At 64.4% G+C, this 17,417-nt stretch carries 14 protein-coding genes; 7 read left to right on the top strand and 7 right to left on the bottom strand.

Annotated features, from left to right (window positions below):
• Positions 1–30 precede the first annotated feature (30 nt).
• From H5V43_RS05120 to H5V43_RS05090, 7 genes are all read left to right on the top strand, one after another.
• Positions 31–1,362 (top strand): MFS transporter, encoded by a 1,332-nt coding sequence (locus H5V43_RS05120; protein ID WP_128830703.1) that lies wholly within the window; start codon positions 31–33, stop codon positions 1,360–1,362.
• On the top strand, positions 1,362–2,897 hold the full coding sequence (locus H5V43_RS05115; protein WP_025548115.1) for an AMP-binding protein: 1,536 nt from the start codon (positions 1,362–1,364) through the stop codon (positions 2,895–2,897). Before H5V43_RS05120 ends, H5V43_RS05115 begins: the two co-directional genes overlap by 1 nt.
• A gap of 5 nt (positions 2,898–2,902) precedes the next feature.
• Positions 2,903–4,981, top strand: a complete 2,079-nt coding sequence (locus H5V43_RS05110) for a PQQ-dependent dehydrogenase, methanol/ethanol family (protein WP_037481889.1) — start codon at positions 2,903–2,905, stop codon at positions 4,979–4,981.
• Positions 4,968–7,043, top strand: coding sequence for a 3-hydroxyacyl-CoA dehydrogenase NAD-binding domain-containing protein (locus H5V43_RS05105; RefSeq protein ID WP_025548112.1), 2,076 nt, complete (start codon positions 4,968–4,970; stop codon positions 7,041–7,043). The genes H5V43_RS05110 and H5V43_RS05105 overlap by 14 nt, the downstream gene beginning before the upstream one ends.
• Entirely contained in the window at positions 7,040–8,206 is a 1,167-nt protein-coding gene (locus tag H5V43_RS05100; RefSeq protein WP_025548110.1) for a thiolase family protein, read from the top strand. The genes H5V43_RS05105 and H5V43_RS05100 overlap by 4 nt, the downstream gene beginning before the upstream one ends.
• Before the next feature lie 3 nt (positions 8,207–8,209).
• Positions 8,210–8,638, top strand: a complete 429-nt coding sequence (locus H5V43_RS05095; protein ID WP_025548108.1) for a Zn-ribbon domain-containing OB-fold protein — start codon at positions 8,210–8,212, stop codon at positions 8,636–8,638.
• 155 nt (positions 8,639–8,793) lie between these two features.
• A complete protein-coding gene (locus H5V43_RS05090; protein WP_244968668.1) occupies positions 8,794–9,807 on the top strand; it encodes an SMP-30/gluconolactonase/LRE family protein in 1,014 nt (337 codons plus the stop codon).
• A gap of 48 nt (positions 9,808–9,855) precedes the next feature.
• Here the strand turns inward: H5V43_RS05090 and H5V43_RS05085 are convergent, their stop codons facing one another.
• From H5V43_RS05085 to H5V43_RS05055, 7 genes are all read right to left on the bottom strand, one after another.
• A complete protein-coding gene (locus H5V43_RS05085; RefSeq protein ID WP_025548105.1) occupies positions 9,856–10,836 on the bottom strand; it encodes an NADPH:quinone oxidoreductase family protein in 981 nt (326 codons plus the stop codon).
• Positions 10,837–10,839: 3 nt separating this feature from the next.
• The gene (locus tag H5V43_RS05080; protein WP_025548103.1) at positions 10,840–11,481 is read right to left on the bottom strand and encodes a nuclear transport factor 2 family protein; all 642 of its coding nucleotides are present in this window, start codon (positions 11,479–11,481) and stop codon (positions 10,840–10,842) included.
• 2 nt (positions 11,482–11,483) lie between these two features.
• A complete protein-coding gene (locus tag H5V43_RS05075) occupies positions 11,484–12,491 on the bottom strand; it encodes an LLM class flavin-dependent oxidoreductase (protein ID WP_025548101.1) in 1,008 nt (335 codons plus the stop codon).
• A 25-nt stretch (positions 12,492–12,516) separates the two neighbouring features.
• Positions 12,517–14,913: a CaiB/BaiF CoA-transferase family protein gene (locus tag H5V43_RS05070; protein WP_025548099.1), complete on the bottom strand. Its 2,397-nt coding sequence runs from the start codon at positions 14,911–14,913 to the stop codon at positions 12,517–12,519.
• 152 nt (positions 14,914–15,065) lie between these two features.
• A complete protein-coding gene (locus tag H5V43_RS05065; RefSeq protein WP_025548097.1) occupies positions 15,066–15,716 on the bottom strand; it encodes a flavin reductase family protein in 651 nt (216 codons plus the stop codon).
• A gap of 15 nt (positions 15,717–15,731) precedes the next feature.
• Entirely contained in the window at positions 15,732–16,541 is an 810-nt protein-coding gene (locus tag H5V43_RS05060) for an enoyl-CoA hydratase/isomerase family protein (protein ID WP_025548096.1), read from the bottom strand.
• Positions 16,542–16,636: 95 nt separating this feature from the next.
• On the bottom strand, positions 16,637–17,368 hold the full coding sequence (locus H5V43_RS05055) for a TetR/AcrR family transcriptional regulator (RefSeq protein ID WP_025548094.1): 732 nt from the start codon (positions 17,366–17,368) through the stop codon (positions 16,637–16,639).
• Positions 17,369–17,417 lie beyond the last annotated feature (49 nt).

The raw sequence follows: 17,417 nt of genomic DNA, 5'->3' as shown, positions 1-17,417 counted from the left end.
ATTTTGAGCGGAAAGGCGAGGATCATGCTGATGAGCGCCCGGAACCAGAATGACAGCCGGACCAATCCGGGCCTTGGCAGCGCCTGGTGGATGGTGGCGGTTCTGTTCGGGCTCTATGTGCTGAGCTGGGTCGACCGGCTGATCGTGTCGATGCTGGTGACGCCGATCAAGGCGCATCTGCTGCTGTCCGATGTGCAGATCAGCATGATCACCTCGACCTCCTTCGCGATCTTCTATGCGATTTTCGGGCTGCCCTTGGGTTGGGCGGCGGATCGGTTTTCCCGGCGCTGGATCATCTTCGGCGGCGTGGTGATATGGGGGGTCGCGACCACGGCCTGCGGCTTTGCGCAAAGCTATGAGGCGCTGCTGATCGGGCGCATCTTCGTCGGGATCGGGGAGGCGGCATTGCTGCCCGCCGCCTATTCGCTGATTGCCGACGCCTTTCCTTCGCACCTGTTGACCCGCGCCACATCGACCTTCCAGACGGCGGGCAAGGTGGGATCGGCCACCGCCTTTGCTCTGGGCGGCGTCGCCATCGCCTTTGCGACGGCGCATAGCGGCATCCATATTCCCTTCCATGGCCCCGCCCAGCCCTGGCAGTTGGTCATGATGATGGTCGGCGTGCCGGGCATATTGCTGGCGCTGCTGCTGTTCACCTTCCCCGATCCGGGCCGCCGCCGGACGCCCGGTACCGCCGCGAACGGGGAGCAGAAGGGACTGATCAAAGCCTTCGTCACGCAGAACTGGAAGCTGCTGGCGCTGATGCTGGTTGGCACGTCCGCCCTCGCCATGTGCGGCTATTCCATGACCAACTGGGTTCCCGCCTATATCGAGCGGCATTTCGGGTGGAAGCCGGTGCAATATGGCTTTGCGCTTAGCCTGATGAACATCGTGTCCGCCGTGTCGCTGGTGGTGAACGGCTGGATCGTGGACAAGCTGTTCGCGCGGGGCATGAAGGACGCGCATCTGCGCTTCTACGGCTGGCTGATCCTCGGTTTCCTGCCGGTGATCGCCTACATGTTCTTCGCGACGAACCCCTATGTGTTCCTGGCCTGCTATTGCGTGGCGCAGTTCATCACCGTGCCTTTCATGGTCTATGTTTCCTCGGTCATGGGGCTGATCGCGCCGGCGACGATCCGGTCTCGGATGCTGGCGTCCTTCCTGTTCGTCTTCACCATATTGGGTCAGGGCGCGGGACCCGCCATCGTCGCGGCGCTGACCCAATATGTGTTCCGTGACGAGCGCGCGCTGGGCCGGTCGCTGGCGGTCGTCGTCACGGTCAGTTCCATCCTTGCCCTCATCTCCTTCCGCATGGCGCTGAGATACCTCGCGCCGGCCATTGCTTCCCGAAAGGACGTCTGATGTCTTTGACCATCGGCGGGGTCGATCCCGCGCGCCGCGACCAGCTTGCCCTTGCCGACGAGCGGGTGACCTATGACTGGCACCAGTTGGACGAACGGCTCAACCGGGCGGCCAATGCGCTGAACGGGCTGGACCTGACCGAACGGCGGGTGGCGGTGTTCGCGCCCAACAGCGCGGAGACGGTGATCGCCTATGTCGCCTGTCTGGAGGCGGGCATTTCGAGCGTGCCGGTGAGCTTTCACCTGACGCCTTCGGAGGCGGCCTATATTTTGAAGGACAGCGGCGCGGTGGCGCTGCTCGTCGGGCCGGAGACGATGGAGGCGGGACTTGCCGCCGCGGAGGAAGCGGGCGTCGGGACCGTGATCGGCTGGCGCTGTCCGGAACGGGAAGGCGTCATCCATTGGGAGGAGTGGCTGGCGACGGCTTCGACTGACGAGCCAGACCATGATGTGCCGCCGCTGCCGCATCTTCACTATACTTCGGGCACGACCGGACGGCCCAAGGCGACCGAGACGCCGCCGCAATATTTCCCTCGCGTCGCGACCGTGAAGGCGCTGGCCGAGGCGATCCGGCCGAAGATCACGCCCTCGCCGGGCATTGCCGTGGGGCCGCTTTATCATACCGGGCCGCTGGGCATGGCGCGCAACGTCTTTGGCGGGATGAGCCTCATCACCGTCGAGCATTTCGATGCGGAAAGGACGCTGGCGCTGATCGAGAAATATAAGGTCAAAGGCTCCGTGATGGTGCCGACGCATTTCCAGCGGATGCTGGCGCTGCCGGAAGAGGTGCGGGCGAAATATGACGTGTCGAGCGTCCAGCGGCTTGCCCATACAGGAGCAGCCTGCCCGCGCGCGGTGAAGCAGGCGATGATCGACTGGTTCGGACCGGTGCTGGTGGAAGCCTATGGCGGGACCGAAGCAGGGTCGACCACTTTCATCACCTCTCAGGAATGGCTGGAGCGGCCGGGCTCCGTCGGCAGGGCGCTCGCGCCGTTCGAGACGGTGATCTATGGCGAGGATGGGCGGATACTCGGTCCCAATGAGGTCGGGCAGGTCTATTTCCGCGACACCAGCGGTTACGGCATCGTCTATCGCGGCGATCATGAGAAAACCGCTGCTGCGCATATCGCGCCGGGCGTCTTCACGCTGGGCGAGATGGGCTATGTCGATGAGGAGGGCTATCTCTTCATCACCGACCGGGTGTCCGACATGATCGTGAGCGGTGGGGTGAATATCTATCCCGCCGAATCCGAGCATGTGCTGCTGCGCCATCCCAAGGTCGCGGACGTCGCCGTGGTCGCTGCGCCCAACGCCGAAATGGGCGAGGAAGCGCGGGCGCTGGTCATTCCCAAGGACGCGGGCGATCCGCCGACGGCTGAGGAACTCAACGCCTTCTGCCGGGCGAACCTGGCCGGTTACAAATGCCCGCGCGGCTATGAGATGGTCGACGACATCGGCCGCACCGTCATGGGCAAGGTCAACAAGAAGGCGCTGCGCCAGCGCTTCTGGCCTTCCGACCGCACCATCGGGGGTTGAGTTTCATGCGTTTTGTTCTGCCCCTGCTGCTCTTGCTCGCCGCCTGCGCGCCTTCGGATGAGGCGAGGCGCGATGGGAGCGATTGGCCGGGCTATGGCGGGATCGATGAGAACCACTATAGTCCGCTTACCGAGATCAACGACGGCAATGTCGGCAAGCTGAAGCTCGCCTGGTATCATGACATCAGCGGTGGCGGGTCGAGCCTTTCAGCGCCCATCGCGGTGGATGGCGTAGTCTATTACGCCTCTGGCTACAGCGTCATTCATGCGCTGGATGCTTCGACCGGGCGGGAATTATGGACCTACGACCCGCAAAGCTGGAAGGTCGCCGGGCAGAAGATGCGCGCCGCCTGGGGCATTCGCGGCATCGCCTATGATAATGGCATGGTCTTCACCGGGACCATCGACGGGCGGCTGATCGCGATCAACGCCAGGTCCGGCCATCCCGTCTGGACTGCGCAGACCATCGGCAAGGATGACGAGCGTTACGTCACCGGCGCGCCCTGGGTGTTCAAGGGGAAGGTCATCATCGGCCATGGCGGCGCGGACTTCGCGCCGATCCGGGGCTATGTGACCGCCTATGACCAGAAGACGGGGAAGCAGCTCTGGCGCTTCCATACCGTGCCGGGCGATCCCAAGCTGGGGTTCGAGAACAAGGCGATGGCGATGGCTGCCCGGACTTGGACCGGCCAGTGGTGGAAATATGGCGGTGGCGGGACCGCGTGGAACGCCATGGCCTATGACCCCAAATATAATCGCATCTATATCGGGGTCGGCAATGGTTCTCCGTGGAACCAGAAGATCCGCTCGCCGGGTGGCGGGGATAATCTCTTTCTCTGTTCCATCGTCGCGCTGGACGCGGATACGGGCGAATATGTCTGGCACTATCAGACCAATCCCGGCGAGACATGGGACTTCAACAGCGCGATGGACATCGAGCTGGCCCGGCTCAAGATCGGCGGAAAAGAGCGCGACGTGCTGATGCACGCGCCGAAGAACGGCTTCTTTTATGTGATCGACCGGGAGACGGGGAAGCTGATCTCCGCCCGCAATATCGTGCCGGTTAACTGGGCGAGCGGCATCGACGTCAAGAGCGGGCGGCCGGTCGAGAATCCGGCGGCGCGCTATCCCGGCGGGAAACCGGCCATCGTCTACCCCTCCCCCTTCGGCGCGCATAATATCGAGGCGATGTCGTTCAATCCGGGGACGGGGCTGGTCTACATCCCGGCCATGGATCAGGGACGGGTCTATATCGATCCGGCCGAGCCGTTGCAGGGCTGGAAGCATCTGGACGGCCAGCGGATCAGTGTCGGCACGGGCGCGCCGCCTGCGGGCGTGGCGCCCGACCGGCCCACGACCAGTTTCCTGCTGGCCTGGAATCCGGTGACGCAGAGCGAGGCATGGCGCGTGCCCATGTCCGGCATCAGAGGCGGCGGCGGCACCGCGACGACGGCGGGCAATCTGCTGTTCCAGGGCAATGCGGCGGGCAGGTTCGTCGCCTATGCGGCGAACAGCGGCAGGCCGCTCTGGTCCTTCGACGCGCAGACGGCGGTGATGGCGCAGCCGATCACCTACAGGGCGCGTGGGCGGCAATATGTGACGGTGATCGCCGGTTCCCGCTTCCCCAGCGCCACCGGCATGGGGCGGGAATGGAATTATCGCACGCAGCAATGGCGCGTCCTGACCTTCTCGCTCGATGGCAAGGCCAGCCTGCCGCCCGTCCAGCCCGTGGAAACGCCGGTGATCGACATGCCGGATTTAGCCGTCGATCCCGCCAAGGCCGTCATCGGCGCGGGCGTGTTCGGTCAGCGTTGTTCCATCTGCCATGGCGCCAATGCCGTGTCGGGCGGCGCAGCCCCTGACCTGCTGCAATCGGGCGTGCCGATCGACAAGGGCAGTTTCGAGGAGGTGCTGCACAAGGGCATTTTGCGCGAGCGGGGCATGCCGCGCTTCGAAGAACTGACCGACGCAGAGATCGAAGGTCTTCAACATTATTTCCGCCAACGCGCTCGTGAAGTGCTGGCTGCGCAAGCCGCAGGCAAGCCGGGCGCCCAGACACATAGAGGCTTGAATGAAGGTCAATGACGTCGTCACCTATGAGGTGGACGGTCCCATCGCGGTCATCACGGTCAATTCGCCGCCGGTGAACGCGCTCTCCAACGCCGTGCGGCAGGGCGTCGCGGGCGCGGTGCAGACGGCCATCGGGGATAGCGGCGTGGGCGCCATGGTGCTGATCTGCGAGGGGCGGACCTTCTTCGCCGGGGCGGACATCACCGAATTCGGCAAGCCGCAGGTCGAACCATCGCTGCGCAACCTGCAACTGATCGTGGAGAATGCGACCAAGCCGGTGATCGCCGCGATCCATGGCACGGCGCTGGGCGGCGGGCTGGAGCTGGCGCTGGTGGCGCATTATCGCATCGCCGTGCCTTCGGCCAAATGCGGGTTGCCGGAGGTCAATCTGGGCCTGCTGCCCGGTGCTGGCGGCACGCAGCGTCTGCCGCGCATTGTGGGGGTGGAAAAGGCGCTCGACCTCATCACGTCCGGTGCGCCGGTCGATGCGAGGGCCGTGAAGGAGATGGGGCTGGTCGATGAACTGGCGGCGGAGGGCAGTCTGCGCGCCGACGCCATTAGTTTCGCCCAGCGCATTCTGGACGAGGGGCGCCCGCTGCTCAAGGTTCGGGACCGTAGCGAGAAACTGGACGAAGCGCGCGACAAGCCGGAAATCTTCGCGGACTTCCGCAAGGCCAATGCGAAGAAATTCCGGGGCTTCAAGGCGCCGGAGCATATCATCCGCTGCATCGAGGCCGCGCTGGAGAAGCCCTTTGACGAAGGCATGGCCTATGAGCGCGAACTGTTCAATGAGCTTCAGGCCGACAGCCAGTCCGCCGCCCAGCGCCATGTCTTTTTCGCGGAGCGGCAGGCGGCCAAGATCGTGGGGCTTGCCGCCGACACGCCGACCCTGCCCATCGCCAAGGTGGGGGTGATCGGCGCGGGCACCATGGGCGGCGGCATTGCGATGAACTTCGCCAATGTGGGCATCCCCGTGACCATCGTCGAGGCGAAGCAGGAAGCGCTCGACCGCGGCCTCAAGATCATTCGCGGCAATTATGAAACCACCGCGAAGAAGGGCAAGATGAAGCCCGAGGATGTCGACACCCGCATGGGCCTGCTGACCGGATCGGTGGCGATGGAGGATCTGGCTGACTGTGATCTCATCATCGAGGCGGTGTTCGAAAATCTCGACGTGAAGCGGGAGGTTTTCGGCAAGCTCGACAGGATCGCCAGGCCCGGCGCGATCCTCGCCACCAACACCAGCTATCTCGACATTGACGACATCGCCGCCGCCACCTCCCGGCCGGAGAGCGTGGTCGGGCTGCACTTCTTCTCGCCCGCCAATGTGATGAAGCTGCTGGAAGTGGTGCGGACCAAGGACACCAGGCCCGAGATCATCGTGACCGCGATGAAGCTCGCCAAGACCATTGGCAAGATCGGCGTGCTGGTGGGCAATGGTTTCGGCTTTGTCGGGAACCGCATCCTTGCGGCGCGGAATGCACAGGCGGACCGATTGGTGCTGGAGGGCGCGACGCCCTGGGCGGTGGACAAGGTGCTGTATGACTTCGGCTTTGCCATGGGGCATTTCCAGATGCGCGATCTGGTGGGGCTGGATGTCGGCTGGAACCGGGAGGCGACCAGCTCCGCCAATGTGCGGGAAATCCTCAACGAGATGGGCCGTCATGGGCAGAAGACGAAGGGCGGCTATTATGACTATGACGAGAACCGCAAGCAGACGCCCTCCACCGTCGCCATGCAGGTCATCGAGGATTTCGCCGCGAAACAGGGCATTGCCCGGCGCGACGTGAGCGACGAGGAAATCCATGACCGCATCCTGTTCGCCATGGTGAATGAGGGGGCGCGGATTCTGGACGAAGGCATCGCATCGCGAGCGTCGGACATCGATATTGTCTGGATCACGGGTTATGGCTGGCCGAAATATCGTGGCGGGCCGATGTTCTGGGCTGATTTGCAGGGTCTGCCGGTCGTTCTCGAAAAGCTGAAGGCGCTGGAGGCCGCGCATGGCGAGGCGTTCAGCCCCTCCCCGCTGATCGAGCGGCTGGTGGCTGAGGGCAAGGGGTTCAAGGACGCATGACACTTCAGAAGGGCCTTGGAGGCAACCGCATCGCCATCACCGGGGTCGGTGAAACCCCCTTCCTGCGCAAGGGCGAGGAGGGCGTCATGAAGATGATGACCCGCGCCAGTCTGGCGGCGATTGCCGATGCGGGCCTGACGCCGAAGGACATAGACGGCTATATCTCCAACAAATATGCGGGGCATGGGTCGGACGAGATCGCCTTTGCCATCGGCGCGGGCGAGAAGCGTTTCTGCGCCACCACCGACAGCGTGGGCGGCACGGCGACGTCGGGGCAGGCGCTGCAACTGGCGCAGATGGCGATCGAGGCGGGTCTGGCCCGGCATGTGCTGGTGCCCTATGCGATCCAGTCGACCAAGCCGGGCGGCGTCTATGGCTTCCATGCGCGCGAACCGCAAAAGGCGGGGATCGAAATGCCGGTCGGCTTCTTCGGCCAGCCCACTTATTTCGCGACCATGGCTAACCGCTATGCCCATGACTATGGCATGACGGAGGAGGAGCAGGCATCCATCCCCATGACCTATCGCGCCTGGGCGGTGCTGACGCCGAGCGCGCAGCGGCGTGACCCGATGGATTTGGAAGCCTATCGCCAGTCGCCCATGATCTCCACGCCTTTGCGGGCGGCGGATTGCTGCCTCACCACCGATGGCGGCGGCGCCTATGTGGTGAGCGCCGTCGAGGAAGCGCGGGACATGCCGCATCCGGTTGTGAGCGTGCAGGGGCTTGGCCTGGGCTTCAACAACTGGCCGCAGGGGGTGCTGTTCACCCAGACGCCCTGCACCTATGACTTCCCCGGCGAGGTTTCCGCGAAGCTCGCTTATGCCATGGCGGGTTGTGATCCCAAGGACTTGGACCTCGCGCAGATTTATGACGGCTTCACCATCTCCGCGCTGGTGCAGACCGAGATGCTGGGCTTGTGCGAGCGGGGCGAAGGGCCACGCTTCTATGCGGCGGGGCATGGGATGCCGGGCGGGCGGATGCCGATCAACACCAGCGGCGGGCATATGTCGGGCGGCTATGTGCCGGGCATGAACCTGCTGATCGAGGCCGTTCGGCAGTTGCGCGGGCAAGAGGGCGAACGGCAGGTGCCGGACGCGAAGCTCTGTGCAGTTGCTGGGCTGGGCGGCAACAATCATTCCACCACCATATTGGCGCGGAGCTGATCCATGGGCATTCCGATACATCCTCCCAAGATCGAAGACCCGCTGTTCCAGGGCTATTATGACGGGCTGGAAGCGGGCGAACTGCGCATAACCACCGATGCCGAAACGGGGGAATGGATATGGTATCCGCCCGAGGTCATCCCCGGAAAGCCCGACGCCGTGCTGGAATGGCGTCCGGTTTCGCCGGAGGGCAGCGCCTATAGCTTCACCACCGTGATACGCAGCCTGCTGCCGGGCGATCATAAGGCGGAGGTGCCGTTCACCGTCGTTCTGTTCGAGCCGGACGATGCGCCGGGCGTGCGCGTGCCGGGGCTGCTGGTTGGCGCTGAGGGCGTGGAACCGCGCTGCGGGATGCGGTTGCGGTTCCAGCCCGTGCAGGCGGGGGATCACAAGATCGCCGGCTTTGCGCCTGTGGGGGTGATGAAGGAATGACGAAACGATTCTCCGACCTCTCCCCCGTTCGCCCTGAGTTTGTCGAAGGGCTTCACTTCTCTTCACGAAACAAAGGGGCTTCGACAGGCTCAGCCCGAACGGGGAGAGGTGGTGATAAATTATCCAAACTCTCTCTGACACGGCGGGAAATTCTATTGGGCGGAGCAAGCATCACTCTCGCCAGTTGCGCGCCATCGACTGGGATAGGACGCGCCACACCGCCAAAGCCCTTCACCCTCACCGATTTCACCCTCGTCCGAGATGGCCTCGATGCTCCCGAAGGCATAGCGAGCAGCCCCGATGGCCGCCTGTTCATCTCCAATGGCGGTGGCGCCATCGGCGTGCTGGAGCGGGATGGCGCATTGCGGCAGATCGGTCAGGCTCTCGCGCCCAATGGCGTGGCGGTCGACCGGGAGGGCTGCGTCATCGTCGCCAATATGGGCCTGCTCAACAAGGGGCCGGGGCCATTGCAGCGGATCGATGTCGCGACGGGAACGGTCGAGACGCTGGTGTCGGAACTGGAGGGGCGGCAGTTGGTCGCCTCCAACGGTCCGGCGACGGCGCGCAATGGCGACATTTACTGCACGCACAGCAGTTGGGGGCCTATCGGGAATATCGGCACGACCACGCCTGCCGGCTTCATCTACAGGGTCGCGCCGGATGGCAGGGCTTCCATCGTCGCGCGCGGTCTGCGCGGCGTGAACGGCCTCTGCCTGGATCGGGAGGAACGCCATGTCTATGCCTCGCTGACGGCCGAAGGGCGTATCCGGCGCTGGCGGAGGCGGGCGGATGGCTCGCTTGCCGATCCACAGGACTATGGGCCGCAACTGGGCGTGGTGATCCCCGATCATCAGGCGAAGGACATTCGCGCTATGGCGGCGGCTGAGCGCGCGGATCTGGGTTATTGCGACGGCATCGCTTTCGATGCGGCGGGCAATCTTTGGGTGACGCTGCCCTTCGCCAATCGGATCGTTGCGATCACGCCGGATGGACGGAAGGTGGATATTGTCCATGATCCCGAAGGCAGGATGCTCTCCAGCCCGACCAATCTTTGCTGGGGCGGGGCGGATTTGCGCGACCTTTACGTCGTCTCGCGGGCAAGCGGCGTGGTGGTGAAGGCGCGGACGGATATTGCGGGCCTGCCGTTGGCGAACTGGCCTGCGGGTTAAAGCGACATACTTCCGCAAAGGCAGGAGCACGTCGCTCTGTCGGGAAGCTCAGCTCGCCAGCTCGATCACGATCTTGCCCTGCACCTTCCGGTCCATCATCCAGCGGATCGCCTCGCGGCTTTCCTCGAAGGAGAAGCGCTTGCTGACTTCGGGGCGCAGGCCGCCCTCCTCATACCAGCGATAGAGCTGCGCCATATTTTCCGCATGGATGTCCGGTTCGACACGGCTGTGCACGCCCCAGGTCACGCCGATGATGGCCGCCGTCTTCACCAGCGGCAGGTTGAGCGGGATTGCCGGGATCGTCCCCGCCGCGAAGCCCACGACCAGATAGCGCCCGTCCCAGCCCATGGTGCGAAAGGCCGGTTCGGACAGCGCGCCGCCGACCGGATCGAAGATCACATCGACGCCGCGTTCGCCCGCCAGGGCCTTCACCGCCTGCTTGAGATCGTTCTGGGCATAGTTGACCGTCTCGTCAGCGCCATGGGCGCGGGCAAGGGCCAGTTTCTCCTCTGTCGAGGCAGCGGCGATCACATGCGCGCCCATCCGCTTGCCGACCTCGACCGCCGCGAGGCCGACGCCGCCCGCAGCGCCCAGCACCAGCAGCGTCTCGCCCCGCTGTAACCGGCCGCGCTGGCGCAAGCCATGGAGCGCCGTCGCATAGACCATGGTGAAGCCCGCCGCCACGTCGAACCCCATCCCCTCCGGGATCACGGCGGTACGGAACGCAGGCGCTATCGCAAATTCCGCGAAGGCGCCTTCGAAGGGGATGGTCGCCACCCTGTCACCGACGCGAACGCCCGTGACGCCTTCACCCAATGCATCGATGATGCCCGCCGCCTCGCTGCCCGGAATGAAGGGCAAGGGCGGCTGCCTCTGGTACAGGTTCTGGATCATCAGCGCGTCGGGGAAATTGACGCTGGCGGCCTTCACCCGGAAGCGGACTTCGCCCGCCTTCGGTTCCGGAACGGGTACATCGGCGAAATGCAGTTCTTCCGGCGGCCCATGATGTTCGCACAGCAGCGCCCGCATCGGTCAGCTCCCCAGGAACTGCTGGCGCATCTTGTAATAATCGTCGCTCGGATATTTCTCGCTATGCTGCCCCGCCGGCCATTGCGCATAGGGGATTTCCGACGGGAAAGCGGGTGACGTATAGTCCGACAGGCCGCGGCGGCGGATGATCTTCCACACGCCGTTGCGCCGTTCCAGATCGTCGAGATAGCGGCCCTGGAAGAAGACGTCCTCCTCCCCCGTGCCATCCTTCCGGTCGCGGCGATGCTGCGCGAAATAATAGCATTCGGAGAAGGCCTTATCCCCCTTCACCTCGACCGAGACGTTCGAGATATGGTGGCAGGCATATTTGAGTCCCGAGATGATCTTGAAGGCGAAGCCCACGAAATCGGAGGATTTGCCTTCGAACTTCCCATGTTTATGCGTCGATTCCGGCCAGAAGAGCGAACGCAGCAAAGCCTCGTCCGCCCGGTCGTTGGATCGGGCATAGGCATGGAGCAATTCGGTGATCGCCTGCCTGGATTCGATCACATCCAGACGCTCGGCCATGCTCATCGGCTTGCCTTTCCCTTTTACGGGCGCGGCCGAAGCCTGACCCACCGCAGCCAGTCCGAAAGGAACGGCCAGCATGGCGGCCAGCGTGCCGCGACGGTTCTGTCCTTCCATGCTCATTCTCCCGGAATTTCCAGCAGGCCCGGCTCGGCCTTGAGCCGGGGCAGCACTTCCTTCTCGAACAGGCGCAGGCTGCGCCAGGAGACTTCGGGGTCCAGGCCGCCCAGCAGCGCGTGGAACGTGACCGCCGTGCCGCGTCCCAGATCCTTGAGATAAGCGAAACATTCGTCCGGCGTCAGCAGCTTGATATTGGGCATGGCCTTCAGCCCTTCGATCGTCTCGGCCGCGCTGTAGCGGGTCTGGCCGGTGCCGCGTTCCTGCGCCCATTGCGCATAGGTGTTGGTCGCATAGGCGACATGTGGCGCCACCAGCGGCCAGTCGCGATCCGGATCGTCCGAGACGTAGAGGAAGCTGGCGGCGGGCTTGCGCAGCTCCTCCGGCGGTCCGAAGCCGGCCTTCGCCCGCTCCTCCTTGTAGAGCGTGAAGAGGTCCGGATGGCCGGGGAAATATTGATAGCCGCCCTTGGCTGCGCGGATCGCGGACTTGTCGGTCGAGCCGCCCATGTAGATTTTCGGGCCGCCCGGCGTGGCGGGCGCGGGCGTCACGCGGACGGTGCGGCCGCGAAATTCGAAGGGCTCACCGGTCCAAGCGTTCTTCAGCGTCGCCATCGCCTCATTCATGATGGCGAGCCGCTTGCCGATGTCGCGGTCGAACATCTCGAACTCATGCGGGCGATAGCCCATGCCTGCCGTCAGCCAGATGCGGCCCGGCGCGATATTGTCGAGCACAGCGAGGTCTTCGGCCAGGCGCAGCGGATCGTGCATCGTCACCACAAGAGCGGAAAGATGGGCGACGATATTCTGTGTAGCGCCAAGGATCGAAGCGGCCTGGATCATGGAGGACGGGCAATAGCCGCCCTCCGCGCCATGATGTTCGGCCAGGAAGACCTGGGTGAAGCCCAGCCCGTCGGCCCATTGCGCCTGCTCGATCGCGGTGCGGTAGAGCAGCGGATGCGGCGCGCCGAAATCCGGGCGGTTCATGTCGTAGCGAAGGTTGAGTTGCACCTTGGCGATTCCTCTCTTTATCGTGTCAGGCGGCGGAGACGCGGGATTGGATGCGGCCCTTCACATCCGCAGCCTGCATCGCCTTGCCGCTGTCGATCAGCGCGTCGATCTCCGCATCCGAATAGCCGATCTCGCCCAATATCTGCCGCGTATGTTCGCCAAGGCGCGGGGCGGAGCCTTTGGCGCTGCCGGGCGTGCGGCTGAAATGCATGAAACTGCCGAACTGGCGGACATGGCCATACATGGAGTCGAAATTCTCGATCACGCGGTTGCTGGCCGTCGCCCAGTCCTGCCAGAGCGCTTCGCGGACCCAGCTTGTTTCGCGGGCGATCTCGCTCGGCGCGCCGGCCGCTTCCAGCAGGGCGTGGGCGTCTGCGCTGCTCTTGTCCGCGAAAAAGGGCTTCAGCGCGTCCAGCAGCGCCGCGTCGTTGGCGGACCGGTCGCGGGGCGTGGCGAAGCGGGGATCGGCAAGCCATTGCTCCTGCCCCACCGCCTTGGCGAGCGCGGCGAAACGTTCGTCCGAACGGCAGGAGATGCAGAGCCAGCCATCAGCGGTCCGGTAAATCCGGTCGAGCGCGTTGAAGCCCGCCTGTTCCTTGTCCAGCCGGAATCCGTAGACGACCTTCCTGTCGGCATCGAGGAAATGTTCGGACGTGGTCCACAGGCTGGAATGAAGCTGCGGGATTTCCATATAATCGCCCCGGCCGGTGACGGCGCGATGTTCAAGGCCCATCAAGATGCCCGCCGCGCCGAGGAAGCCGTTATTATAATCCTCATTCCCGAACACGGCGCGGGTCGGCGGATTGCCATCGCCGCCGCCCTCATAGAGCAGGCCGGTCCAGCCCGACACCAAAGGCGCGAAGCTCTTGAGCAGCGACTTCGGCCCCCTGGAGCCATAGCCGGGCAGATAGACGTAGAGCAGGCGCGGGTTGAGCTTCGACAGCGCCTCATAGCCGATGCCGAGCTTGTCCGCCTTGCCAGGGCGAAGATTGTGCGTGACGACATCGGCCGTCGCCACCAGCTTCAGCGCCGCTTCGAGCGCTTCGGGATGTTTGAGGTTGAGCACGATGTCGCGCTTGCCGCGTTGGGCGGCGTCGAAACAGTCGGGCAGCGGGCGCATCTGGTCGCCGCCGGGGGTCTCCACCTTGATGACGTCGGCGCCAAGGTCGGACAGCAGACGACCGCCATAGCCGACCGCGAAGAAGGAGGAGAAGTCGACCACCTTGATGCCTTCCAGCGGCCGGTCGAGCGGCTTGCCGTCGGCAGCGAGCACAGTGCGGCGGCGGGCGATCAGGTCCGCCAGCGCTTCATTGTCCGCGCCCACTTCCGGCGCGGGACGGGGCGCGGCGGCGGGGGCATTGGCCATGCGCACGGCGGGCGCTGCCTGGTAGATGGTGCCGAAATCCTTGTCCGGCATCGATATGCGCTGGCCGACAAATTCCACCTGTTCGTCCAGCAGCACTTCGGCGGGCTCCAGCACCGGCAGCGCCGCCACGTCCGCCGCATGGAACATGGCGATCCATTCGGCGCGCGGCCGGGTCCTGAAGGCGTCGAAAATCTCGACGCGGGCGATATGATATTCATCGTCGGTCAGCGGCACCGACATTTCCGGCGCGGTCACGGTCTGAATCCGGTCGCCAAAGCCCAGCACGTCCATCGCCGCCTTGAAGCCACCCTGGCCGCCGGTATGCATCTGAAGATAAAGGCCGTCCGCGCATTCAAACATGCCCGTCACCAGCCGGGTCTTGCCGAAGCGGTCTACCGCACCGGAATCGCCCGCCTTGATGTAGCTGATGCCCTCTTCCTGCCACCAGTTGTTCATGGGCGACTGGGCCAGCATGGCGTCAAGCAGCGACGCCTCCACCTGCTGCCCCTTGCCGATATGGCGGCGGGCGCGGATGGCCGACAGCGCACCGATCACGCCAAGGAAGGCCTGTCCATAATGCAGCGCCGGGTGGCCGAGATAGACCGGGCCGGGGCGGAAGCTGCTGGAGCGATCGATCATCGTCCCGAGCAGCGCGGCGGCGAGGGATTCGCCATGGGGGCGGTCGGCAAATGGCGTGTCCGAACCGTAAGCGGTGAGCGCGCAGACGACCAGTTCGGGAAAATCGCGCGCCAGACTCTCGCTGTCCAGACCGAGGGCCGCTGCATCCCCTTCCTCCAGCGCGTGGATGAAGATGTCCGCCCCTTCCAGCAGGCCACGCAGCGACCGGAGACCCTCGGGCGCCCACACATCCAGTTCGACGCTGCGCTTCGACCGGTCCCAGGCCTTGCGGCTGAAGTCATGGGCAAAGAAGGCGCCGCCTTTCGGCTCCACCTTCAAAACGTCGGCGCCATGGTCCGCCAGCAGCATGGCGGCGATGGCGACAGGCATTTGGTCCGCCAGTTCAATGACGGTCAGATGATCCAGGGGACCGGGCATCTCATCACTCCTATGGCGGGCGCGGCCCGCTGCCTTTTTTGCGGAATTATCTTTATGGCTTCACATTGTCCGACGTATCGAAAAATGATCTTTGATGCAGAAAACACCAGTTCGGCCCCAAGCGCAAGTAATTTTGCACCATGGGTTCAAATTCATTCCGCCGCCCTGTCCTTCGCCATGCGCGACGGGTCGTAGCGGGGCCGGTCCATCTGGAAACTGTCGCCATTGCGGACATACCAGCCGCTGCCATGGGTCCGGCCTATCAGCTTCATCGCGGGCGTGTCGAAATAGACCCGTTCCCGGTCGGTGATGAACTCGTCGCGGATATGGGCCATCAGGATTTCGCCGATGACCACCGTCTGCATCGCGCCGATGTCCATCGCGGCGACCTTGCGGCATTCGAAGCTGACCGGGCTGGTGGCGATGCGCGGCGGCGCGACCAGCTCCGACGGCGCGGTCTGGATGCCGGCATAGTCGATCTCGCTGACGTCGGCGGGCGCGTCGACGCTGCAGAGGTTCATCCTTTCGGCGTCCGCCTCGCAGACGAGGTTCACGACGAACTCGCCCGTCGCGATGATGTTGGACGCGGTGTTCTTCAGCCCCCGGGACACCGGTTCCTTCAGCAGCCCCAGCGCAACCAGCGGCGGCTCGGTGCCGACGCAGTTGAAGAAGCTGTAGGGCGCGGCGTTGACGATGCCTTCGGCGGATTGGCTGGTGATCCAGGCGATCGGGCGCGGCGTGATGGTCGAATTGACGATCTTGTACCGCGTGACCATCGGAAGGGCGCGCATGTCGAACTGCATGGGTCGGACCCTCCGTTATTCCGCGGCCCTGGCGGCGGCTTTCGCGGCGGCGCGCGCCTTGAAGCGTTCGCGGGCGCGGGGCACTTCCTCGCCCGCCTGGCAGATGTGGCAATAGGCCAGTTCCAGCGCGTGGGCCGTCGCCAGATCGCCGCTTTCCGCCTGCTGGAGCAGCCGCTTGGTCAGTTCGACGGCATGGCGATTGCCGTCACCGATCGTCCGGCCGAGCGCCAGAGCCTCCTCCACCGCGCTGCCCGGCTTCACCACGCGGCTGACGAGGCCGAGCGACAGCGCCTCCGCCGCATCCAGCGTCCGCCCCGAGAAGACGATCTCCGCCGCCCGGGCCCGGCCCAGTTGCCTGGTCAGGAACCAGGCCGCGCCGCCATCGGGAACGAGGCCGAATTCCAGGAAGGGCGCGCCGAAACGGGCATTGTCCGCCGCGAAGATCATGTCGCAGGCCATGGCGAGGCTCCACGACACGCCGAACGCGCCGCCCTCCACAGCCGCGACCGTTGGAATGGGCAGCGCCCGCACACGGCCGATGATCCGCTGTCCCATTTCCAGCCGCGCCGCCAGCGCCAGCGCGCCTTCCCCCCTTGCGGGCGGCAGCTTCACGTCGCCGCCATTGCTGAAATAATCCTCCGCCCCGCTGATGATGAGCAACCGCGCGGGCGTCGCATTCTCAAGCGCGTCGAGCGCGGCGGAAAACTGCTCCCACATGGCGAAGGACACGGTGTTCTTCGCGCGGGGTCGGTTGAGGACGATATGCGCGATCCCCTGATCCTCAGACAAGAGCAGCAATTCGGGGGTTTCGCTCACCGCGTTCATCTCTCTCGCTCTCCATTCCCGCCCTTTGCCAGGGGCAGGAACTGACTAGCCGACAGTGCGCGACTCTTCAAGTAAATTTGCATCCATGTGCAAATTCATGCCGCCACCTTGGGACGCTGGGGCATCGGCAGGGCATCCATGCCGCGGTCGGATATGTCCTTGATCAGCGCCTCCACATCCTTGCGGGCCGCGCCCTTCAGCGCGCCCAGCAAGGATGTCAGATAGCTTCCGACCAGCCGCACGATGATCTGGTCGTCGGGAATCCGCCCCTGCGCCCAGTCGTTGATCGTCGCATATTCGAATCGCACCAGATCCTCGACCAGCTTGTCGACCTCGACCCAGGGCTGGAGCTGCTTCTTCGCCTCCAGCACCTCGATCCACTGGCGGTTATGGTGGACCGCGGGCGAATGCATCGCCGCCCAGATGTCATGGTCGACATCGGAACTGAAATAGAGCGCCATGATCGCCTTGATATAATTGCGGATCTTCCGGTTCCGCTGCACGACGGAGATCATGCGCTCCAGATTGTGCTGCATCGTGCCGGGTTCGCTGGAATAGGCGATGCGGCTCACATATTCGTCGAAATATTCCTGAATCGCCGACGCGATCATCCGTTCGCGAGTCTGGAAGGCGTTGTAGAGGGTTCGCTTGGCAACGCCGGCGCGCTGGCCGATCTCATTCATGCTGAGCGCGGCAATGCCCTGTTCAGCGATAACCTTCCGGGTTTCCTCCAAAATCCGGCGGCGGCGCTCGATAATCGCCGGACTGGAATAGGTCTGCGGCCGCTCTCCGCCTTCCTTCAATTCTTCGTTCGCTTTACTCGCCAAGATCGCTCGCCTTCATTGCCCAACACTCATCCCAAGTGCCGGGATCATA

The sequence above is a fragment of the Sphingobium fuliginis genome, from assembly GCF_015074805.1.
Classification (GTDB): domain Bacteria; phylum Pseudomonadota; class Alphaproteobacteria; order Sphingomonadales; family Sphingomonadaceae; genus Sphingobium; species Sphingobium fuliginis.
Note: the sequence above shows the minus strand (reverse complement) of the source record. Positions and strands in the feature narration are given on the sequence as shown.

What these genes read in the sequence shown, in the direction of transcription:
- H5V43_RS05065 (WP_025548097.1), bottom strand. Translation starts at nt 15,716, where the DNA reads ATGCAGTTCGACATGCGCGCCCTTCCGATGGTCACGCGGTACAAGATC.
- H5V43_RS05080 (WP_025548103.1), bottom strand. Translation starts at nt 11,481, where the DNA reads ATGGAAGGACAGAACCGTCGCGGCACGCTGGCCGCCATGCTGGCCGTT.
- H5V43_RS05110 (WP_037481889.1), top strand. Translation starts at nt 2,903, where the DNA reads ATGCGTTTTGTTCTGCCCCTGCTGCTCTTGCTCGCCGCCTGCGCGCCT.
- H5V43_RS05070 (WP_025548099.1), bottom strand. Translation starts at nt 14,913, where the DNA reads ATGCCCGGTCCCCTGGATCATCTGACCGTCATTGAACTGGCGGACCAA.
- H5V43_RS05115 (WP_025548115.1), top strand. Translation starts at nt 1,362, where the DNA reads ATGTCTTTGACCATCGGCGGGGTCGATCCCGCGCGCCGCGACCAGCTT.
- H5V43_RS05120 (WP_128830703.1), top strand. Translation starts at nt 31, where the DNA reads ATGAGCGCCCGGAACCAGAATGACAGCCGGACCAATCCGGGCCTTGGC.
- H5V43_RS05095 (WP_025548108.1), top strand. Translation starts at nt 8,210, where the DNA reads ATGGGCATTCCGATACATCCTCCCAAGATCGAAGACCCGCTGTTCCAG.
- H5V43_RS05085 (WP_025548105.1), bottom strand. Translation starts at nt 10,836, where the DNA reads ATGCGGGCGCTGCTGTGCGAACATCATGGGCCGCCGGAAGAACTGCAT.
- H5V43_RS05105 (WP_025548112.1), top strand. Translation starts at nt 4,968, where the DNA reads ATGAAGGTCAATGACGTCGTCACCTATGAGGTGGACGGTCCCATCGCG.
- H5V43_RS05060 (WP_025548096.1), bottom strand. Translation starts at nt 16,541, where the DNA reads ATGAACGCGGTGAGCGAAACCCCCGAATTGCTGCTCTTGTCTGAGGAT.
- H5V43_RS05100 (WP_025548110.1), top strand. Translation starts at nt 7,040, where the DNA reads ATGACACTTCAGAAGGGCCTTGGAGGCAACCGCATCGCCATCACCGGG.